22 protein-coding genes are annotated in these 21145 nt (G+C 53.4%); 7 read left to right on the top strand and 15 right to left on the bottom strand.

Annotation, left to right across the window (positions count from 1 at the left end):
- The first annotated feature begins 272 nt into the window (after positions 1 to 272).
- Positions 273 to 1493, top strand: a complete 1221-nt coding sequence (locus AAGQ96_RS17650) for a Tm-1-like ATP-binding domain-containing protein (protein WP_342754180.1) — start codon at positions 273 to 275, stop codon at positions 1491 to 1493.
- A 2-nt stretch (positions 1494 to 1495) separates the two neighbouring features.
- On the top strand, positions 1496 to 2323 hold the full coding sequence (locus AAGQ96_RS17645; RefSeq protein ID WP_147199708.1) for a phosphoenolpyruvate hydrolase family protein: 828 nt from the start codon (positions 1496 to 1498) through the stop codon (positions 2321 to 2323).
- Between the two features lie 110 nt (positions 2324 to 2433).
- On the opposite strand, the gene mltC is transcribed toward AAGQ96_RS17645, so the two are convergent.
- The 3 genes from mltC to mutY are packed head-to-tail and all read right to left on the bottom strand — an operon-like array spanning position 2434 to position 4925.
- The gene (gene mltC / locus AAGQ96_RS17640) at positions 2434 to 3513 is read right to left on the bottom strand and encodes a membrane-bound lytic murein transglycosylase MltC (RefSeq protein WP_147199707.1); all 1080 of its coding nucleotides are present in this window, start codon (positions 3511 to 3513) and stop codon (positions 2434 to 2436) included.
- A 51-nt stretch (positions 3514 to 3564) separates the two neighbouring features.
- Positions 3565 to 3837, bottom strand: a complete 273-nt coding sequence (locus AAGQ96_RS17635) for an oxidative damage protection protein (RefSeq protein ID WP_147199706.1) — start codon at positions 3835 to 3837, stop codon at positions 3565 to 3567.
- The gene (gene mutY / locus AAGQ96_RS17630; RefSeq protein ID WP_342754179.1) at positions 3837 to 4925 is read right to left on the bottom strand and encodes an A/G-specific adenine glycosylase; all 1089 of its coding nucleotides are present in this window, start codon (positions 4923 to 4925) and stop codon (positions 3837 to 3839) included. The genes AAGQ96_RS17635 and mutY overlap by 1 nt, the downstream gene beginning before the upstream one ends.
- Before the next feature lie 152 nt (positions 4926 to 5077).
- On the opposite strand from mutY, the gene trmB reads away from it, so the two are divergent.
- The 3 genes from trmB (at position 5078) to AAGQ96_RS17615 (ending at position 6900) form a co-directional block, all read left to right on the top strand.
- On the top strand, positions 5078 to 5797 hold the full coding sequence (gene trmB / locus AAGQ96_RS17625) for a tRNA (guanosine(46)-N7)-methyltransferase TrmB (RefSeq protein ID WP_342754178.1): 720 nt from the start codon (positions 5078 to 5080) through the stop codon (positions 5795 to 5797).
- The gene (locus AAGQ96_RS17620; RefSeq protein WP_147199703.1) at positions 5797 to 6123 is read left to right on the top strand and encodes a YggL family protein; all 327 of its coding nucleotides are present in this window, start codon (positions 5797 to 5799) and stop codon (positions 6121 to 6123) included. The genes trmB and AAGQ96_RS17620 overlap by 1 nt, the downstream gene beginning before the upstream one ends.
- Positions 6124 to 6186: 63 nt before the next feature.
- Positions 6187 to 6900: a DUF2884 domain-containing protein gene (locus tag AAGQ96_RS17615; RefSeq protein ID WP_147199702.1), complete on the top strand. Its 714-nt coding sequence runs from the start codon at positions 6187 to 6189 to the stop codon at positions 6898 to 6900.
- Between the two features lie 61 nt (positions 6901 to 6961).
- On the opposite strand, the gene hemW is transcribed toward AAGQ96_RS17615, so the two are convergent.
- Genes hemW through AAGQ96_RS17595 form a run of 4 tightly spaced genes read right to left on the bottom strand, consistent with a single transcriptional unit; the run spans position 6962 to position 9983 of the window.
- Positions 6962 to 8101 (bottom strand): radical SAM family heme chaperone HemW, encoded by a 1140-nt coding sequence (gene hemW, locus AAGQ96_RS17610; RefSeq protein ID WP_342754177.1) that lies wholly within the window; start codon positions 8099 to 8101, stop codon positions 6962 to 6964.
- Positions 8094 to 8687: an XTP/dITP diphosphatase gene (locus AAGQ96_RS17605; RefSeq protein ID WP_342754176.1), complete on the bottom strand. Its 594-nt coding sequence runs from the start codon at positions 8685 to 8687 to the stop codon at positions 8094 to 8096. Before AAGQ96_RS17605 ends, hemW begins: the two co-directional genes overlap by 8 nt.
- A 25-nt stretch (positions 8688 to 8712) precedes the next feature.
- The gene (locus AAGQ96_RS17600; RefSeq protein WP_342754175.1) at positions 8713 to 9267 is read right to left on the bottom strand and encodes a YggT family protein; all 555 of its coding nucleotides are present in this window, start codon (positions 9265 to 9267) and stop codon (positions 8713 to 8715) included.
- An 8-nt stretch (positions 9268 to 9275) separates the two neighbouring features.
- A complete protein-coding gene (locus AAGQ96_RS17595) occupies positions 9276 to 9983 on the bottom strand; it encodes a YggS family pyridoxal phosphate-dependent enzyme (protein ID WP_342754174.1) in 708 nt (235 codons plus the stop codon).
- A 15-nt stretch (positions 9984 to 9998) separates the two neighbouring features.
- Here AAGQ96_RS17595 and AAGQ96_RS17590 point away from each other — a divergent pair, with 15 nt between their 5' ends.
- Entirely contained in the window at positions 9999 to 10994 is a 996-nt protein-coding gene (locus tag AAGQ96_RS17590) for a type IV pilus twitching motility protein PilT (protein WP_342754173.1), read from the top strand.
- Positions 10995 to 10996: 2 nt separating this feature from the next.
- Here AAGQ96_RS17590 and ruvX read toward each other — a convergent pair whose 3' ends face one another.
- From ruvX to metK, 8 genes are all read right to left on the bottom strand, one after another.
- Entirely contained in the window at positions 10997 to 11419 is a 423-nt protein-coding gene (gene ruvX / locus AAGQ96_RS17585) for a Holliday junction resolvase RuvX (protein WP_174822366.1), read from the bottom strand.
- Positions 11419 to 11982, bottom strand: coding sequence for a YqgE/AlgH family protein (locus AAGQ96_RS17580; RefSeq protein WP_147199695.1), 564 nt, complete (start codon positions 11980 to 11982; stop codon positions 11419 to 11421). The genes ruvX and AAGQ96_RS17580 overlap by 1 nt, the downstream gene beginning before the upstream one ends.
- A 92-nt stretch (positions 11983 to 12074) precedes the next feature.
- Positions 12075 to 13019, bottom strand: coding sequence for a glutathione synthase (gene gshB / locus AAGQ96_RS17575; protein ID WP_147199694.1), 945 nt, complete (start codon positions 13017 to 13019; stop codon positions 12075 to 12077).
- 87 nt (positions 13020 to 13106) lie between these two features.
- Positions 13107 to 13838 (bottom strand): 16S rRNA (uracil(1498)-N(3))-methyltransferase, encoded by a 732-nt coding sequence (gene rsmE, locus AAGQ96_RS17570; protein WP_342754172.1) that lies wholly within the window; start codon positions 13836 to 13838, stop codon positions 13107 to 13109.
- Between the two features lie 75 nt (positions 13839 to 13913).
- Complete coding sequence (gene endA / locus AAGQ96_RS17565; RefSeq protein WP_147199692.1) at positions 13914 to 14627, bottom strand: deoxyribonuclease I; 714 nt, start codon at positions 14625 to 14627, stop codon at positions 13914 to 13916.
- Between the two features lie 84 nt (positions 14628 to 14711).
- Entirely contained in the window at positions 14712 to 15254 is a 543-nt protein-coding gene (locus tag AAGQ96_RS17560; RefSeq protein WP_147199691.1) for a SprT family zinc-dependent metalloprotease, read from the bottom strand.
- Positions 15255 to 15323: 69 nt separating this feature from the next.
- Positions 15324 to 16721, bottom strand: coding sequence for a sugar porter family MFS transporter (locus AAGQ96_RS17555; RefSeq protein WP_147199690.1), 1398 nt, complete (start codon positions 16719 to 16721; stop codon positions 15324 to 15326).
- A 472-nt stretch (positions 16722 to 17193) separates the two neighbouring features.
- The gene (metK, locus tag AAGQ96_RS17550; RefSeq protein ID WP_147199689.1) at positions 17194 to 18348 is read right to left on the bottom strand and encodes a methionine adenosyltransferase; all 1155 of its coding nucleotides are present in this window, start codon (positions 18346 to 18348) and stop codon (positions 17194 to 17196) included.
- Positions 18349 to 19134: 786 nt separating this feature from the next.
- Between metK and speA the strand changes: the two genes are divergently transcribed.
- Positions 19135 to 21111 (top strand): biosynthetic arginine decarboxylase, encoded by a 1977-nt coding sequence (gene speA / locus AAGQ96_RS17545; RefSeq protein ID WP_342754171.1) that lies wholly within the window; start codon positions 19135 to 19137, stop codon positions 21109 to 21111.
- The last annotated feature ends 34 nt before the right edge of the window (positions 21112 to 21145 follow it).

Below are 21145 nucleotides of genomic sequence, written 5' to 3'. Positions count from 1 at the left end.
TTTACGATTAAATCTGCTTGTTATTCAAGCCATTGATGACGGCAGGCGGGATAATCACGGGTATCGCCGCCAGAGCCTGCAGGACAGGTTCCATCAGTAAGCATAGCCAACATCCTTGTGAGACGTAAATTCCATTCAATTGATTTATCAATGATGAAGATGATACTGTTATCTCATCATGAAAGGGTGTAAAAACCCAATGACGTATTTACTTTTTTATTGTTGTTTTATCAAGTCTTTATTACGTCTGATAACAGGGTGTTGTTACGACTATGACTATTAATACTCGCTATATTTACGTTGTTGCTACAGCAGATACTAAAGGAAGGGAACTGTTTTATGTTAGCGATTGCCTGAGCAAGGCAGGGGCTAACGTACTCACGGTTGACCTGTCTACTCAATTAGTTAGCACCGCTTCGCAGGCTGATTTTCCTCCTGAACTGATTGCTGATTTTCATCCCAACGGACGCGATGCCGTGTTCTGCGGTGACCGTGGAAAAGCTATTGATGCTATGGCACTGGCATTTAAGACTTTCCTCACTAAAAGAGGAAATCTGGCAGGCGTCATTGGGATGGGCGGCTCCTGCGGCACGGCGTTAATCACGCCTGCCATGCAGGCGCTACCGGTTGGTATACCCAAAGTGATGGTGTCGACGATGGCATCCGGTGATATTTCTGGCTACGTGGGTGCCAGCGATATCAGCATGATTTATTCTGTCACCGATGTTGCCGGGCTTAACCGCATCTCACGTCAGGTGCTGGGCAACGCGGCGAATCAAATCGCTGGCGCGGTGCTTTTTCCCCTGGAAGAGAATGCGGCGGATAAGCCTGCGCTTGGGCTGACCATGTTTGGGGTGACAACACCCTGTATTCAGACCGTCAGTGCGATGCTGGAAGACGATTACGACTGTCTGGTGTTTCATGCCACGGGCAGCGGTGGTAAAGCCATGGAGAAGCTGGCAGACAGCGGTATGCTGTCAGGCCTGCTGGATCTGACCACGACAGAAGTGTGCGACATGCTGTTTGATGGCGTGCTGGCGTGTGATGAAACGCGTTTTGACGCGGTGGCAAACAAACGCATTCCCTGCGTGATGTCATGCGGTGCACTGGATATGGTTAACTTCGGCCATCAGTCTACGGTGCCGCAAAAATATGCCGGGCGCCTGTTCTATCATCACAATGCTCAGGTGACGTTGATGCGCACCACGGTGGAAGAGAATGTGGCGATGGCGAAGTGGATCGCTGAAAAGCTTAATCGCTGTGACGGCAATCTTGTTTTCCTGATCCCGGAAGGCGGCTTCTCACTACTGGATGCGCCGGGACAGCCCTTCTGGTCGCCAGAAGCCAGTCAGGCCTTTATCACCACGCTGGAAGCTCACGTCCAACAGACCGAAAGCCGTAAAATTCTGCGTCTGCCTTTTAACATCAACGATCCGCAGTTTGCGGTCGCGGCGGTCAAACAGTTTCAACAGCTGGTCGAGAAGGAGTTTTAACGATGGCTTTTACCCGTCAGGAGATACTGACTAAATTTAACGCAATGATTGCGCGCCGTGAACCTATCATCGGCGGCGGTGCGGGTACCGGACTCTCTGCAAAATGTGAAGAAGCTGGCGGCATCGACCTGATAGTGATTTATAATTCAGGCCGCTATCGCATGGCCGGACGCGGTTCACTTGCTGGCCTTCTCGCCTATGGCAATGCAAACGAAATTGTCGTGGATATGGCGAAAGAAGTCCTGCCGGTAGTGAAAAACACGCCGGTGCTGGCTGGCGTCAATGGCACCGATCCTTTCTGTCATTTCGATAAGTTTCTTGATGATTTAAAAGCGATGGGTTTCTCCGGCGTACAAAATTTCCCCACCGTGGGCCTGATTGACGGCAATTTCCGGGCAAACCTTGAAGAGACCGGCATGGGCTATGGGCTGGAAGTGGAAATGATACGTCTGGCTCATCAAAAAGGCCTGCTCACAACGCCCTATGTATTTAGCGAAGAAAATGCCGTGGCAATGACCGAAGCGGGCGCAGATATTATCGTGCCGCATATGGGGCTGACTACCGGCGGCAATATTGGTGCAGAAACGGCACTTAAGTTATCAGATTGCGTGCCGCTTATTAACCAGTGGGCAGAGGCTGCAAAGCGTGTACGCAAGGATGTGATTGTGTTGTGTCATGGAGGGCCCATCTCAACTCCTGAAGATGCGCAGTACATACTTAGCCACTGCCCGCAGTGTGATGGATTTTACGGTGCCAGCTCCATGGAGCGGTTGCCAACGGAAGTCGCACTGACCGAAACAACCAGAAAATTTAAAAATATAAGTCTTTAATTTTTGCCAAGACTGGGGAATTTCCCCTTATCCACCGGCGACTCTCAGAGTCGCCGTTTTTTTTGCCAACAAACCGGGAACAGTAACAGGCAGCGAACTGCCCGTTGCGGTTAATAACGGTGATAGCTTTTCTGCGCGTTGCTCACTTTGTAGAGGTAGCGACGTGATTCAGCAGAAGGATGGTTAGTGGCCAGCGTCTGATAAACTTCAGCCGGCGACAGGTCATTAATGGCGTTAAAGGCCCGCCCCTTATCGCTGGAGAACACTTTCAGCACGCTGCCTGCACCGCCGTTGTAAGCGGTGATGACCGCATAGCGCCGCGAAATCGGATTAGTAATGCCGCCCAGGTAACTGCCCTGCAAGATAGAAAGATAGGCCGTTCCGGCATCGATATTATTTTCCGGATCCAGCAGATAGCTGCGGCTTGGCTTGCCCCATTTACCCTTCATGCGGAACACATCCACGCCTGCGGTATGCTGTACAACCTGCATCAGTCCCAGCGCGTCGGAATGACTGACGGCATAAGGGTTAAAGCTCGACTCGATCTGCATAATCGCCAGGATCAGTGACTGATCGACGCCATATTTTTCAGCCGCTTTACGTACCATCGGCAGATATTTATGCGCACGCTTATCCAAATGGTTAGGTACCATCGGGATGGTCACCGACCAGATAACATGCAGGCCTGAATTACGGCGCTGAAGTTTATTCTGGATCAGGTAATCGGCGAAGCTGGCGGCACGACCCTGCCAGCGGATCGCCTGACCGGTATTATCTAACACCTGGCCGTACAGCAGCGGCTCCTGACCAAGCTGGATATCGTTGGCATCGGAATAAAGATCGACATTGCCAGGATCTTCACCGATCAGCAGCGTGGTGATAATTGCCTGACGCAGGCTGGCCATCGGATCGGTTCCGGCAATGGTCTCGATAGTGATGGAACCGGCATCAAAGTTGATATGGCTGCGGGTGTAATATTGATCGCTATATTTTACGTAATCTTTCGGGCCGGCGATCAGCACCTCGTTAATGCCCCAGATATTTTCGATGTTGTGGGCAAACTGCCCCATCAGGATATCGAATCCGTTGGTGTCCTTAACCCATTCTTCATGGAAAACCGGCTTTTTATTGCTGGAGCAGGAGATCAACAACGGCGCAATAACCAGTAAACCTATCAGCTTCTTATTCATTATGTCGTGCTTCGCCCAAACTGAGAGGGCCTCTGTGGCGAGGCCTTTTGATTATTCTTCTGGCGGGGTAAAACCTTCGATATGGACGTCGTGTCCTTCGAACAGGAATTTCACCATCTCCTGCTCAAGCAGTTTGCGGTCTTCCGGGTTCATCATGCTGAGCTTCTTTTCGTTAATCAGCATGGTTTGCTTACTCATCCACTGCGACCAGGCCTCTTTCGAGATCTCGTTATAGATACGCTTGCCCACTTCGCCGGGATAAAGCTGGAAATCCTGTCCTTCAGCATCACGTTGCAGGAACGTGCAAAAAATAGTTCTGCTCATTATTCTTCCTCATCTGTCGCGCGGAGAGCCAGCGCGGTTTGTTGCGGCTGACGCAGCTGCTGTAGCAGGCGTTCCACCGGGGCGGCCAGCCCGACGGACGGCGGCTGCGCTAAGTTATACCAGAGACCAGCGGGTTCATCCATTGCGGCGCTGGCCTGAGGCAGTTTCAGCCACATTGGCACGATATCCAGGTGAAAATGGCTGAAGGTGTGGCGAAAAGCGATGCCCTGCGACAGTGAGGCCGCATCGATCCCGCGCTGCTGGAGCCACTGCTCCAGCTCGGGGCGGGTAGCAAATTGTGGGAAGCAGTACAGCCCGCCCCACAGGCCCACCGGAGGCCGCTGTTCCAGCCAGACCTTCTCGTCGCGCTGCATCATCAGCATCCAGCCGGTGCGCTCGGGCAGCGTCTGTTTTGGTTTCTTGCCGGGATAATTAGCCCAGCTGCCGTTGGCGTAAGCTATACAGCCGAGATTCAGCGGGCAAATTTCACATTTTGGTTTTGAGCGCGTGCAGACCATCGCCCCAAGATCCATCATCGCCTGGTTAAACTGGCTGACGCCTTCGGCTGGCGTCACCTCTTCGCTGATTTGCCACAGGCGTTTTTCTACCTCTTTTTTCCCCGGCCAGCCTGCAACGGCGTAGCAGCGGGCCAGCACGCGCTTCACGTTGCCGTCGAGGATGGGAAAATGTTTGCCAAGAGAAAGAGAAAGAATAGCGCCAGCCGTTGAGCGGCCTACGCCAGGCAAATCCGCTACTTCTTCAAACGTCTCCGGGAATGTGCCCGCATGCTTTTCTACCACCATGATGGCGGCTTTATGTAAATTTCGTGCGCGGGCATAGTAGCCAAGCCCGGTCCACAGATGCAGCACCTCATCAAGCGGTGCGGCTGCCAAATCGGCTACCGTGGGGAAGCGCGTCATAAACCGTTCAAAATAGGGGATAACGGTCGCTACCTGGGTTTGTTGTAGCATAACCTCAGAAAGCCAGACTTTATAAGGCGTTTTTTCCTGTTGCCACGGCAGGGTTTTACGGCCAAAGCGCTGATACCAGTCCAGTACCTGCCGTGAGAACTGCGGCGCTTGCATCATGTTTCAGAGATTTCCAGTAAGAATTAAAAAATCAGGCTGGGATTCCAGCACAGACCAACTATGCTGTAAACCGGAACTTTCCAGGGCTTGCTTAACCGCTGTAACTTTGCATAATGCCCGTTTTCCAGATATTGCAGACCAGCAGGCAAAACATGAAGAATGATGTTATTACACCGGAGTTTGACGAAGACGGCCGTCCAATGCGCCGTATTCGCAGCTTCGTACGTCGTCAGGGCCGCCTGACGAAAGGCCAGCAGCACGCGCTGGACCATTTCTGGCCGGTAAAAGGGGTGGAGTATCAGCCTGAGCCGGTGGATCTGGCGGAACTGTTTGGCCGTGAAGCGCCTGTGGTTCTGGAGATCGGCTTTGGGATGGGCGCCTCGCTGGTGGCGATGGCGGCAGCGAACCCACAGCAGAACTTCCTTGGTATTGAAGTGCACTCGCCTGGCGTAGGTGCCTGCCTTAGCACTGCGGATGAGGCTGGCGTGGAGAATCTGCGCGTGATGTGTCACGATGCGGTGGACGTGCTGGATAAGATGATCCCGGATCACTCGCTGCGCATGGTGCAGCTGTTTTTCCCGGATCCCTGGCATAAAGCGCGTCATAACAAGCGTCGCATTGTTCAGGTAGCTTTTGCTGAGCTGGTAATGCGTAAACTGAAGCTGGGTGGTGTATTCCACATGGCTACCGACTGGGAAGCTTATGCCGTGCATATGCTGGAAGTCATGAGCTCGATTTCCGGCTTTAAAAACCAGTCGCCGACGCTTGATTACGTGCCGCGTCCGGACTCGCGCCCGTTAACGAAATTTGAGCAGCGTGGACAGCGTCTTGGTCACGGTGTATGGGATTTGATGTTTGAGAGGATTAAATAATGGCTACCCAACGCAGTCGTCGTTTGCGTAAAAAAATGCATATTGATGAGTTTCAGGAACTGGGCTTTTCCGTGGGCTTCTCTTTCCCGGAAGGCAGCAGCAGTGAAACGATCGATACAACCGTTGATGCGCTGATTGAAGAAGTGATCGACCCCAACGGCCTGGCTTTCGATGGCAGCGGTTATCTGCATTGGGAAGGTTTGGTCTGCCTGCAGCAGATTGGCAAGTGTACCGATGAGCATCGCGAGCTGGTGCGCAAATGGCTTGAGGATCACAAACTGACCAATGTTCAGGTGACCGAACTTTTTGACGTCTGGTGGGACTAATAGTTGAGTTTGTCAGTATTCTGAGGCCACGCTTGCGTGGCCTTTTTATTCAATGGAGGCAAGATGCGTAAAGCGATGGTCGTAGGGGCATTCTTACTGGTTGCGGCGGGGCAGGCGCAGGCTGATTACCAATGTAGCGTGAATCCTCAGGATGACGTTGTTATTTCTCCTCAGACGGTACAGGTGGTTGGTGCCAGCGGTAATCTTGTCATTACCCCAACCGGTGATGTGCAGCGCAACGGGCAGTCGATCAAACCAGACAATGCCACCCGGCAAACAGCGATCGATTATCAGGCTGCATTACGCCGCGATTTACCCTGGATCGATCAAGGCGCTCACCAGCGTCTTGAAAAAGGCCGTGTGGCGCTGGACAGGGTGATTGTTGAGAAACTGGGGCAGGGCAGCAAGGTTCGTAGTCGGCTGACTAAGCTGGACGAGCAGTTAAAACAGCAAATGAGCCGCATTATCGAACGCCGCAGCGACGGCCTGACCTTCCATCATCAGGCTATTCAACAGGTTCGTCAGGACGGTGAACGCCTGGTGCAAAGCGCGCTGGGCGGCATCGTGCAGGACAGCCTCAATGAAATGGGCACTCAGCCATCCAGCGGCGGCAACTCTTTGCAGGCGATGATGGGAAGCCTTGGTGGCCTACAGCAGGCGGTGCAGGCTGAATGGAGCAATCAGGAAGCGGATTTCCAGAATTTCGGCCACGAGGTGTGTAATCGTGTTACCAGCCTGGAGCAACAGCGTAAATCGTTGATAAACGGAATGAAATAAACGAGGGGCCGTGCTGCCAGCTTAATTAAAGGCTCGCAGCACGGTTGGCAGGAGTGACAGATTACTCTTCTGACAAAAACAACTCCAGCAGCGAGTTCAGGAACAGTTTTCCTTTCTCGGTGATCTGCCAGTGTTCTGCGGTCTCTGTGAGATAACCTTTTGCCAGCGCTTCGTTGATTTGCGGACGAATAACATCTTCGGCCAGGCCGGTGTAGCGGCCGAACTCTTCGCGCGGCGCGGCTTCCAGCAGGCGGAAACGGTTCATAAAGAACTCGAACGGCTTCTCTTTATCCGCAACGTCATACTGCTTGTCCAGATAGTTACCCGCCATAAACCCACGCGGATGCTTCGTCTTGCTGGTACGGACAATACGTCCATCCGGCTGCGTCAGTTTCCCGTGCGCGCCGCAGCCAATCCCCAGATAGTCGCCAAAGCGCCAGTAGTTGAGGTTGTGCTCACAGCGGTAGCCCGGTTTAGCATAGGCGGAGGTTTCATACTGCTCGTAACCCGCCGCGGTCAGTAACTGATGACCCTGTTCAAAAATATCCCAGAGCGCATCGTCATCCGGCAGAATCGGCGGACGGGAAGCAAACAGCGTATTCGGTTCGATGGTCAGCTGATACCAGGAAAGATGAGGCGGATTCAGCTCAATCGCCTGGCGCAGATCGCTCAGCGCTTCGTCCAGCGACTGATCCGGCAGACCGTGCATCAAATCGAGATTAAAACTACGCAGGCCTAAATCCGTAGCCAAATGCGCCGCGCGTTTGGCTTCATCAGGGCCGTGAATGCGTCCCAGACGCGTCAGCTTCTGCTGGCTGAAACTTTGCACGCCAATAGAGATGCGATTGATACCGGCTCGCTGATAGCCGCTGAAGCGGTCTGCTTCCACGGTGCCCGGATTCGCTTCCATGGTGATTTCAGCCGTTGGCGACAGCGGAAGACGTGCCCGCACACCATCCAGCAGCATCTGCATCGCTTCACTGCTCAACAAGCTTGGCGTGCCGCCGCCGATAAAAATGGTGCTCACTTCACGGCCGGACGTCAGAGGCAGATCGATATCCAAATCGGCCAGCAGATGGCGCACATACTCTTCATGCGGCACTTCGCCCTTAAGCGCATGCGAGTTGAAATCGCAGTAGGGGCATTTCTGCACGCACCAGGGAATGTGGATATAAAGGCTGAGTGGCGGCAGATTATGCATTGCGCAACGCTTCCAGCATCTGGCTTAACGCTTTGCCACGGTGCGAAACCGCGCGTTTTTCCTCTTTCGTCAGCTCGGCAGCGGTTTTACCCAGTGTTGGCACATAGAAAACCGGATCGTAGCCAAAGCCGCCTTCACCCGACATAGCGCGGGCGATTTCACCCTGCCAGCTGCCGTGGAACACCAGCGGCGTAGGATCTTCAGCATGGCGCAGATAGACCAGCACGCAGTGAAACTGTGCCGTACGTTTGCCGTCGGCGACATTTTCCAGCGCCTGAAGCAGCTTCGCGGTATTTTGCGAGTCGCTGGCATCAAGGCCGGCATAGCGCGCGGAGTAGATCCCCGGCGCGCCGCCCAGCGCATCCACAGCCAGGCCAGAATCATCGGCAATCGCGGGCAGACCCGTTATCGCTGCCGCATGACGCGCTTTCAGGATGGCATTCTCAATAAAAGTCAGGCCGGTTTCTTCGGCAGACTCCACGCCCAGCTCGGTTTGCGCCACGATGTCGAGGCCAAAGTCGGCCAGCAAATCAGCCAGTTCACGAACTTTTCCGGCATTGCCGGTGGCGAGCACTACTTTTTGCATATCAGGTCCAGAATTCAGTCAGGGTTTACAGCAAATACCAAAGGCCAGGGAACAGATCCATACCGAGATAGTTCAGCATATACAGGATCAGGATCACCACCATGGCGGAAAAATCGATGCCGCCCATGGCTGGCAAAATACGGCGAATCGGCGCCATTAGCGGCTCGGTCAGTTGGATCAGCATATAATCAACCGCGCCACGGCCCTGGCTTATCCAGCTCATCAGCGAGCGAATAATAATCACCCAGAACACCAGATAACCTGCCGATTTTACCAGCGACAGCAGGCCAACCAGCAGATTCATCGGGTCGAGCGAGATGGCGCCCACCTGAATCAGCAGCAGGATGGGGTACTTCAGCGTGGTCAGCACAAAGGCCAGCAGCAGCGAGGCCGTGTCAATTGGCCCGAGCGAAGGCAAAATACGCCGCAGTGGCTTCACTATCGGCTGCGTGATTTTCACGATGAATTGTGAAAGTGGATTGTAAAAATCACAGCGCGCCCACTGCATCCAGATACGTAATAGCAGCACCATCACGTACAGGTCGATCAAAGTTTTGACCAGAAAAGTCAACGTCAGCATGAATTCCCTCAATTGTTGTTGTTAGTCGCGCCATAGTCACGCGCGCCAAAAATAGCGGTGCCGATGCGCACCATCGTACTGCCTGCCGCAATCGCGGCTTCCATGTCGTCGCTCATTCCCAGAGAAAGCGTATCGACGGATGGATAGCTTTTTTGTAGCCCGGAAAACGCCTCAGCCATCTGTTGGCAAACGGCAAGCTGCCGCTGGTAGTCGCTTTCCGGCGCTGGAATAGCCATCAGGCCACGCAGCCGTAAGCGCGGCAGTTGAGCAATCTCTTCTGCCAGCGCGGGCAGCGCTTCCAGCATGATGCCAGATTTGCTCTGTTCATCGCTGATGTTTATCTGAACCAGCACGTTTAGCGGTGGCAGCGCTGCGGGGCGCTGCTCATTAAGACGCGTGGCGAGCTTCAGACGATCGATGGTATGGCACCAGGCAAAATTCTCCGCCACCAGCCGACTTTTGTTGGATTGCAGCGGCCCGATAAAGTGCCACGTCAGCGACGAATTTTCCAGCAGCTGGATCTTATCTACGCCTTCCTGCACATAGTTTTCGCCAAAGCATGACTGACCAGCAGCGGCGGCTTCTTCGATCGCGCTCGCAGGTTTTGTTTTGCTTACTGCAAGCAGGGTAATCTCTGCTGGATCACGCCCGCATCGCTCGGCTGCCGCTGAGATTCGCTCGCGGACTTGCTGTAAGTTGTGCTGAATTGAGGTCATAGGTCAGGGAGTATTATGGATATTGAGAAGATCGTGGCGCTTAGTGTAAAGCATAACGCCGGGGATCTGCACCTTTGTAGTGGTCATTCTCCGTTCTGGCGCCGATCCGGGCATCTGGAAAAAATAGCCGATATGCCACTCATTGACGACACGCAGTTGCAGGCGGTTGCGCGACGCTGGCTGGACGCAGGGCAGCAGGCGCAGTTTGAGCAGGCGGGGCAAATCGATTTTGCCCTGTCGCTGCCTGGCGGAACGCGTCTGCGCGCCAATTTTTTCCGGCAGCGGCAGGGCGTTTCTCTGGCACTGCGAGTGATCGCCAGCGACTGTCCTGCACTGGCCAGCCTGCGTCTGCCGCCTGTTGTCAGCGAACTGTTGCGTCTTCAGGATGGCCTGGTGCTGGTAACAGGCGCGACCGGAAGCGGCAAATCCACCACGCTGGCGGCGTTGATTGGGGCGATTAATCAGCAGCAAAAACGCCATATTTTGACGCTGGAAGATCCGATTGAATTTATTCACCGTAGCCAGCAATCGCTTATCCAGCAGCGGGAAGTCGGTCTGCACTGTCGCTCTTTTAGCGCGGGGCTGAGGGCGGCACTGCGTGAAGACCCGGACGTCATCTTACTGGGCGAACTGCGTGACGGTGATACCATACAGCAGGCCCTGACCGCTGCGGAAACCGGGCATCTGGTGCTGGCAACGCTGCATACCCGGGGCGCGGCTCAGGTCATTGACAGGTTAGTAGACGTGTTTCCCAGCGCGGAAAAAAACCTCATCCGTAGCCAGCTGGCTGGCAGCCTGAAAGCGGCCATTGCGCAAAAGCTGGTGCCTGACAAGACGCAGGGTAGAATCGCTTTATTTGAAGTGTTAGTGAATACGCCAGCGGTAGCGAGCCTGATTCGGGAAGGTAAAACGCATCAGTTGCCCGGCGTGTTGCAAACCGGTATGCAGTCCGGCATGCAAACCTTCGAACAGAGCCTGAGTGAGCGTCAGCAGGCAGGTTTGCTGCCATAGAATCAGCTCCAGGCGCTTTCAAACCAGCTTTCGAGGATGACCACGGCTGAAAGCGAGTCGACGCTGCCTTTGTTCAGCGCCCGAAAGCCACCGCGTGAAAAGAGATCGGCACGGGCTTCTACCGTACTCAGACGCTCATCATGCAGATCGACCTGAACGCCAAAACGGCCGTGCAGGCGATTAGCAAATTTGCGCGCTCTGGCCGTAAGCGGCTGCTCGGTGCCGTCCATATTCAGCGGCAATCCGACCACTACGCGATCGGGCTGCCACTCTTTCAGCAGCGCTTCGATTTTATCCCAGTCGGGAATGCCATCCTGAGCCTTTAGCGCGGCCAGCGGTCTGGCGGTGCCGGTCAGCTGCTGGCCAATTGCCACGCCGATGCTTTTGGTGCCAAAGTCGAAAGATAACAAAGTCATATGGCTCATCAGGCGTGTCCAACATCACTGGTGATATTATGGATATCCACACCAATGCTTTTCGCCGCTTCGCGCCAGCGCTCGGCAATGGGGGTTTTGAACAGAATATTGCTGTTAGCCGGGATGGTAAGCCAGGCATTTTCGAGCAGCTCGCTTTCCAGCTGGTCTTTCTCCCAGGCGCAATAGCCCAGCGCGACAAGTACGTTTTCTGGCTGCTCTGGCGTACCCAGCGTTTCCAGCACGTCGCGAGAAGTGGTCACTACGGTATTATCAGAAACACGGATACTGGAGGCAAAAGTATGCTGAGCAGAATGCAGAATAAAACCGCGATCTTCCGCCAGCGGGCCACCTGAAAAGACCGGCTTGTCGAGCTTGATTTCAGGCTCGCGAGGCGTCGGCATAATTTTAAGCTTTTTGAGAATACCGTCTACGGTCAGGTTCTCCATCGGCTTATTGACAATAATACCCATGGCCCCTTCGTCATTGTGCTCGCAAATATAAACAACCGAGCGTTTGAACAAAGGATCCTGCAGCGTGGGCATGGCAATCAAAAAATGATGCTGTAAATTCATATAAGGATTCTGTAGTCAGGTTAACCGCTCGCGGCAAGGCCCGCAGCAATTAACGGGGTTAACATGGGGGCGCATTGCCCCCAATTACCTCATCAGGCTAAACGCTTCTCTATCGCATCCATCAGCATACCAGTTATTGAAATGGGGAATGCGGCCTCGATCTCACGTATACAGGTTGGGCTGGTAACGTTAATCTCTGTCAACCTTTCACCAATGATGTCCAGACCGACAAAAATCAGTCCTTTAGCCTTCAGCTCAGGGCCAACGCGACGGGCAATCGCCAGGTCGCTTTCAGATAATGGACGAGCTTCGCCACGACCGCCAGCGGCCAGATTACCGCGTGTTTCGCCAGATTTAGGAATTCGGGCCAGGCAGTACGGCACGGGTTCGCCATCCACCATCAGCACGCGCTTGTCGCCATCTTTGATGGCCGGCAGGTAATTCTGCGCCATGCAGTAAAAGTTACCGTGATCGGTCAGCGTTTCAATAATGACCGACAGGTTAGGATCTTCCTTTTTAATGCGGAAGATTGACGCGCCGCCCATGCCGTCCAGCGGCTTCAGGATCACGTCGCCATGCTCCTGCCAGAATTGACGGATCTTTTCGGCGCTGCGGGTAACCAGCGTGTCAGGAGTCAGATCGGCAAACCAGGCGGTGAAAAGCTTTTCGTTACAGTCACGCAGGCTCTGCGGCTTGTTGACGATCAGCGTGCCTTTTTCTTCTGCACGTTCGAGGATGTAAGTGGCATAGATAAACTCGGTATCAAACGGCGGATCTTTGCGCATCAGCACAACGTTCAGGTCAGCCAGGGCGATATCCTGCTCGCTGCCAAATTCGAACCACTTATCGTAATTCTGCTCAACGCTCAGCTTGCGGGTAAAAGCGCGCGCTTCGCCGCCACGCAGATAGAGATCTTTCATCTCCATATAGTGGATTTCGTAACCACGGCGCTGTGCTTCCAGCAACATAGCGAAGCTGCTGTCTTTTTTAATATTGATGGAGGTAATCGGGTCCATCACAATGCCAAGCTTAATCATTCTTTTCTCCAGTTGAGCTGTCTTACTTGCCTTATGCGCGACATTCGTGTGCAAACGGGCTGCGACCATGACGTCCGGCCGGATGAACTACCCTAAATCGCCAAATCTTACCTGCAAAGCGGTGATGGCGGTCAGAGCCGTGGTTTCAGTGCGCAGCACGCGCGGCCCTAACAGAATATCGGTAAAGTCGTAACGTGCTGTCATCGCAATCTCATCTGCGGTCAGGCCGCCTTCCGGGCCGATCAATAACCGCACGCGACTGACTGGCTGAGGCAGCGTATTGATGCTCTGGCTGGCTCTGGGATGCAGGTTAAGTTTCAGACCTTCATCTTCTTCAGCACTCCAGGCTTCCAGCGACATCGCTTCACGCACTTCCGGGAGGCTGTTTCTGCCGCACTGTTCACAAGCCGCAATAACAATTTTTTGCCACTGCTGGATTTTTTTCGCCAGCCTTTGCTCATCAAGCTTTACGCCACAGCGTTCAGAAAACAAGGGGGTAATCGTATTAACTCCCAGCTCGACCGCTTTCTGAATGGTGAACTCCATCTTCTCGCCGCGCGACATAACCTGCCCTAAATGCAGATGAAGCGGGGATTCACGGCTTTCTTCACGACTTTGCGACAGTAAAACGCGTACGCTTTTTTTGTCTGCCTGTACGATTTCGGCGGCAAATGTCAGATTAGTGCCATCGAACAATTCCAGCGCCTGGCCGGGATTCATTCGCAAAACGCGGCCGACATGGTTAGCGGCTTCGTCGCAAAGCGCTATCTCGCTGCCGACAACAAGCGGCTCGGGATGATAGATGCGGGGTATTCGCATGGGGATCCTGATTAAAGTGGTTAGCCGCGCCAGGGCGCGCGGCCAAAAAGTGACATCTAGTTTAGGCCAGTGATTTTACCGCTGGCAAGCACGCTGTATATAGGGATTATGATTCCCCTGCACGCGGGCAATGCGGTTATCACGCTCGCATTCCCATGCCGTTACCGGATATTGCTTATCCCATACGGTCATCAGCTGCGTCTGCTGTTTTGACATCGCAATCTGATACCGATCGCGCATGTAAAACCAGGTACGGGCGATCGCGCCGCGTGCGCGTGCAGGGGGCTCAGCCAGCTTGTTTTTAAAATCGATCTTCATTTCACACTGGCCATACTGATGCTCACTGCCGTTCCACTGGCTGTACATAAAGTTGCCACGGTCGCCGTTTACCTCGCCGATAGCGGGTTGCAGGTTATGCAAATCAGATTCAATGCGGCGGTATCCTGCATCTTTCGCGCACTGCTTTCTGCCGCCTTGCTGCCAACACTGACGCTGGTGGCCAAACGTCCAGGCCGGGACAACATGCTCCCACTCAATTCGGTTGGCACGGTTGGCATTTTTACGCACCTGATAACCACAGGAAGCCAGGTCCGGCACGCCTTTTTTACCCTGCCAGCGGATTTTACAGCCGCAGTAGAACGAGCCAGGCGCATCTGCATTGATCTGTGCCGCATAGGCTTTAGCCTGCGTGAAATTGTTCTGATGATAGTTGTCCAGGCTCAGAGCGTGGACAAAAAAAGTGGGAAGCAGCAGTGTGAGCGAAAAGGCGCTAATAATTTTACGAAGCATATTCCAATATTCTGTTAGTCAGTCAGGTCGGCGAGAGTAACAGAAGCGCCAGATAACAGGAAATTGCTGAGTGTCTAATCGCAATTATTGCGCATTTTTTTCGCGAACGTTGATCTCAGGCACGCTGAAATCACCCGGCTGCAAGCGTTCGCCGCAGTGCACGCAGCGGTATTCACTTTCGCCTCGCATCACCCGATTATGACGACGGACCGTTAGCTGATGCTGCTGACAGCGGCAGCGATAGGGAAACGCGCGGCTGCGCACCGATTCGATAGCAAACTGATGCGTGCGTCTGGCGGGTACGCCCAGCACGCTTTCCATCATCCATTTCCATTCTTTGCCGTGCGGTGCAACCCGGCCAAAGTGTCGCCAGACTAATAAATGCGCGAGTTCATGCGGTACCACCTCGTCAATAAAAGCCTGCTGATTTTCGAGTAGCAAAACGGGGTTCAGCCGGATTTCCCAGGTCTGTAGCCAGGCGGTGCCCGCGGTAGTGCCACGCTGCTGATAAACCAGCTTCGGTTCAGGATAGTTGCGTTCGAGGTGCTGGTTAGCCAGCTGCAATTTCACGCGCAGCGAATGCATCACGGCTTGTTGCAGGGCGATGGGTAAGCGAAGGGGTTTCATACGGCAGAGAATACGATGTGGCGAAGGGGATTTCAATGAATCTGGCCGGGTTTCCCCGGCCAGTCAAACTTAGTCGCGCTGACCGATGTCACGCAGCTTTTTGCCGCTCAACAGGTTACGCTCAATGTGCTCAAGAGAAACGTTTTTCGTTTCCGGGATCAGCCACAGAGTAATCAGGATAAAGACGATATTCAGACCCGCATAGACCCAGAAAGTATTCGCATTACCCAGGGTGTTCAGCATGGTCAGGAAGGTCGCTCCCACGATCATGTTAGCAATCCAGTTGGTCGCAGTGGAAACGGTGATACCGAAATCGCGGCCTTTCAGCGGCTGAATTTCTGAACACAGTACCCAAATCAGCGGACCGGCGCTCATGGCGAAGCCGATGATAAACATCAACAACATACCGATTGCGAAGTACTGTGCGCCGGTAGAGTGAATACCGACATGCAGCATCGTTCCCAGCACGCCCATGCCGATCGCCATTACCAGGAAGCCCAGTTTCAGCGTCGGTTTACGGCCCCAGCGATCCACCAGCCCAATCGCGATAAAGGTTGCCAGCACGTTGATCAGACCAACGATAACGGTCCCCCACATCTGCTCGGTCGTATTGGTAAAACCGGCGATTTCAAAGATTTTTGGTGCGTAATACATGATGACGTTCATGCCGGTGAACTGCTGCATAACCTGCAGAAGCACACCCAGATAAACAGCGCGACGGAAGTTGCTGTTGTTCTGGAACAGGTTCCAGCCAGACTGTTTGATCTTCAGGCTTTCACGAATTTCATCCAGTTCACGCTTTGCCTGTTCGCTGGTATCACGCAGACGATCGAGCACGCGCTGCGCATCGCGGAAGTTGCCTTTAGCCGCCAGCCAGCGTGGGCTGTTTGGCAGGAAGAAAACGCCAACCAGCAGCAGCAGAGCAGGGATAGTAATTACGCCGAGCATCCAGCGCCATTCGCCGCTGTAGCTGAAAGCCGTATCAGAAAGATAAGCACCGAGGATACCGATGGTGATCATCAGCTGGTAAAGCGAAATCATGCTGCCGCGAATTTTTTCGGGAGCGATTTCGGAGAGGTAAAGCGGAGCGGTGTAGGAAGCGACGCCAACAGCCAGACCGAGCAGCACGCGAGCAATAATCAGCATTTCCGCATTCGGAGACATGGCCGACCACAGGGAGCCAATTACGAACAGGACGGCACCGATCATCAGGCTTTTTTTACGGCCGAGGAAAGAGGACATCCAACCGCTGCCGACGGCACCGATGGCTGCACCAAACATCATGGAACTGACGATCCACTCTTGCTGATGTGCGGTGATGCTAAAATCTTTCGCGATGAAGGGCAGGGCACCGGCAATCACACCGATATCCAGACCAAAAAGCAGACCCGCGAGTGCGGCAAGAAAACACACAAAAAGGGTCATCGCCTTGTTCGATGTTCTGCTCTGTTTCTTATTATCAGGCATAAAGCCTCCATTTGAGTGGTACTGCATATTGTTGTTATAAATGTTAGAAAACCCGAGCGCGTAAGACTGTGCGGCAGATCACATCAGTGTAATCGGTTACACACCAGATCTTTCTGAAAATGACGATTTTCACACGCGCTTACGCTTTATAACCAGTTAGTCATAGCGCTAAATAGCTTCTCTTAGTTCCCTGACGGTCCTCTATCAGACAGCGCTGAAAATAGCGCATTCTGACCGCAATTGTTAAGGCTGGAAATTCTTAATTGTCAGATAAATCGTACGTTTCCGGCTGTAACCGTTAACATTTTGTTAATTTCTGACAGAATTTCGCTCGAAAGCCCCCTTTTTTTACCTATATTCCATTCCCTGGTGTGGATGGACATAACGTTTTATTCGCAGTTGATGAGCAATCACCCAGCAGCAGACAGCAAAAAGGGCACCCTTAGGTGCCCTCGATACTGCGAGTCTGAACTTATTTCAGGCCAGCAGCTTCACGCAGCTGATCGGCTTTGTCGGTTTTTTCCCAAGGGAAATGTTCACGACCAAAGTGACCATAAGCTGCGGTTTCACGATAAATCGGGTGCAGCAGGTCCAGCATCTGGATCAAACCGTATGGACGCAGGTCGAAGAACTCACGTACCAGCAGAGTCAGTTGCTCAGTAGACACTTTTTCGGTGCCGAAGGTTTCTACCATGATAGAGGTCGGTTCAGCCACGCCGATCGCGTAGGAAACCTGAATCTCACAGCGATCCGCCAGGCCAGCAGCAACGATGTTTTTCGCTACGTAGCGCGCAGCATAAGCTGCTGAACGGTCAACTTTTGATGGATCTTTACCAGAAAACGCTCCGCCGCCGTGACGCGCCATGCCGCCGTAGGTATCAACGATGATTTTACGACCGGTCAGGCCACAGTCGCCCATTGGACCACCGATAACGAAACGACCGGTTGGGTTGATGTGGTATTTGGTGCTCTCGTTGATCCACTCAGTCGGCAGAACCGGCTTGATGATCTCTTCCATCACCGCTTCCTGCAGATCTTTCTGCGAGATCTCTTCAGCGTGCTGAGTGGAAAGAACAACCGCATCAATCCCTACAATTTTGCCCGCATCATACTGGAAAGTGATCTGGCTTTTGGCGTCCGGACGCAGCCATGGCAGCGTGCCGTTTTTACGCACTTCGGCCTGGCGCTGTACCAGACGGTGAGCGTAGGTCACTGGCGCAGGCATCAGCACGTCGGTTTCGTTGGTCGCATAGCCGAACATCAGGCCCTGGTCGCCCGCACCCTGTTCCAGCGGATCGGCGCGGTCAACGCCCTGATTGATATCTGGCGACTGCTTACCGATGGCATTCAGTACTGCACAGGAATTGGCATCAAAGCCCATGTCGGAATGGACATAGCCGATTTCACGCACGGTGTTACGAGTGATCTCTTCGATATCAACCCATGCAGAAGTGGTGATCTCGCCGCCCACCAATACCATGCCGGTCTTTACGTAGGTTTCGCAAGCCACGCGTGCTTTTGGATCCTGCTCAAGAATGGCGTCAAGAACGGCATCAGAAATCTGATCGGCGATTTTATCGGGATGTCCTTCTGAGACGGACTCGGAAGTGAAAAGGTGTTTAGCCATTTATTCGTTACCTTACTGAAACGGGTTGAAATCAACTGCATAGCGCGAAAAAACTGGACTCCAGACTGTTCACTGGATGTGGTTCTTTGCGCCCCCCTCAGGCAAAACCATGAGCAGACTATGGCTTTAAGACGCTTAGAAGTTAACCAGTATAGATGGATTCACATCTGGATGGCTATTTTAGGTTACTCGTTAAGCGGATTGCCAGCACTTTTTAGCGAAACGGCTCTTCTCTGTAGCGAGAAAGTGTCAAATTATCCTGACACCGCTCCCATCCCCTAAATTTTAGTTTTGCATTACTGTCGTTATGGCTGTATAAAACGCCGCTGCTTTTCACCGAGATCAGCTGGGTTTAGCGGCAGGCACGTCAGCAACGAACTTTTCGCGCTGGCTTTTCAGGGCGTTTCCACTTGTGTTAAGTGGCGGTGATCAAAGTAATGAACACGGGTTTAGCCGGTCAATTACGCCAGCCAGGCGTGCTCAATTCCTCTTCTTTTCGCTCTTCTGTTCGGGCGCCTTGTCGATGTCCCCTCGGTCATCAATTTGAGACAAGTGCCGATTAATCTCTGTTAACGTCGTTTTCAGGTCCCTCTCTGAAAGGGATTCGCTATTGGTCTGACCCGCTACCGGGAGTCCGCTACGTGTTTAATGTTATACTTATGCTATCGCCTGAGGCGGCGATTCAGCGTTTTATGCTGATTTTAACGCCATTGTTTGGGTTGTTGTCGCGGGATTTCCCTGCGATAGTAGCTAACTATTCCGCATCATTGCAATTTGAGGCTCGCGATGTCTGACGACAACAAGATGATCAAGGGTTCGTCAGCAGGCGAACAGGGTGGACTCCGTTCAATGCAGGAGGTGGCCATGAGCGATCAAGATGCCAGCAAAATGCTGCGCACCTATAACATTGCCTGGTGGGGCAATAATTATTATGACGTCAATGAGCTGGGGCATATCAGCGTTTGTCCCGATCCGGACGTGCCTGAAGCTCGGGTCGATCTGGCAAAACTGGTGAAAGAGCGCGAAGCCGATGGCCAGCGCCTGCCAGCGCTGTTTTGCTTCCCACAGATCCTGCAACACCGCCTGCGCTCGATCAACGCCGCTTTTAAACGTGCGCGTGAAGGCTACGGCTACCGTGGCGATTACTTTCTGGTGTATCCCATTAAGGTTAACCAGCACAAACGTGTTATCGAATCGCTGATTAGCTCTGGCGAACCACTGGGCCTGGAAGCCGGTTCAAAAGCAGAGCTGATGGCCGTTCTGGCGCACGCAGGTATGACCCGCTCGGTGATTGTTTGTAACGGTTATAAAGACCGCGAATATATTCGTCTGGCGCTGATCGGCGAAAAGATGGGCCACAAGGTCTATCTGGTGCTGGAAAAAATGACCGAAGTGAAGATGGTGCTGGAAGAAGCTGAGCGCCTGAATGTTATTCCGCGCCTCGGTATCCGCGCCCGTCTGGCGTCGCAAGGCTCCGGTAAATGGCAGTCCAGCGGCGGCGAGAAGTCTAAATTTGGCCTGTCTGCGACTCAGGTGCTGAAGCTGGTGGATATTATGCGTGAAGCAGGGCGGATGGAAAGCCTGCAACTTCTGCATTTCCATCTCGGCTCGCAGATGGCAAATATCCGCGATATCGCTACCGGCGTGCGCGAATCAGCCCGTTTCTACGTCGAACTGGCGAAGCTTGGCGTCAACATTCAGTGCTTTGACGTCGGCGGCGGTCTGGGCGTGGACTATGAAGGAACGCGTTCACAGTCCGACTGCTCGGTAAACTACGGCCTGAACGAATATGCCAACAATGTTATTTGGGCAATTGGCGCGGCATGCGATGAACATGACCTGCCACATCCGACGGTGATCACCGAGTCCGGTCGTGCGGTTACTGCACACCACACGGTACTGGTATCGAACATCATTGGTGTTGAACGCAATGAATTCAGTACTCCGCAGGCGCCTGCTGGTGAGGCTCCACGCCCTATCATCAGCATGTGGGATACCTGGCAGGAAATGCATGAGCCGAACAATCGTCGCTCACTGCGTGAATGGCTGCACGACAGCCAGATGGATCTGTACGATATTCACACCGGCTATTCGCAAGGCACTTACGACCTCAAGCAGCGTGCCTGGGCAGAGCAGCTGTATCTGAGTATTTGTAACTACATTCAGCAGCACCTGGATCCGAGCAACCGTGCTCACCGTCCCATTATTGATGAGCTTCAGGAACGGATGGCGGATAAGATTTACGTTAACTTCTCGCTGTTCCAGTCAATGCCGGACGCGTGGGGTATCGATCAGCTGTTCCCGGTGCTGCCGCTTGAAGGCCTGAATAAGTCTCCGGAACGCCGCGCGGTATTGCTGGACATTACCTGTGACTCCGACGGCACGATCGACCATTATGTTGACGGTGACGGTATTGCAACCACCATGCCGATGCCGCAGTACGATGTGGATAATCCACCGATGCTGGGCTTCTTTATGGTCGGTGCCTATCAGGAAATTCTGGGCAACATGCATAACCTGTTCGGCGATACCGAAGCGGTGGACGTCTTTGCTTATGCAGACGGTCGCGTGGATGTTCAGCTGTCTGATGAAGGCGACACCGTCGCGGACATGCTTGAATACGTTCAGCTGGATCCGCAGGAGCTGTTAACGCACTTCCGTAAACAGATCAAAGAGAGCGATCTGGATGACGATCTCCGTGCGCAGTTTATCGAAGAGTTTGAAGCGGGTCTGTACGGCTACACTTATCTGGAAGATGAGTAGGCCAGCTGATTAGCGAAACGCGCTGATTGTGGGC

It is taken from the genome of Pantoea sp. MBD-2R (assembly GCF_039134845.1).
GTDB lineage: Bacteria > Pseudomonadota > Gammaproteobacteria > Enterobacterales > Enterobacteriaceae > Erwinia.
This window is presented reverse-complemented; position numbering and strand designations above follow the sequence as displayed.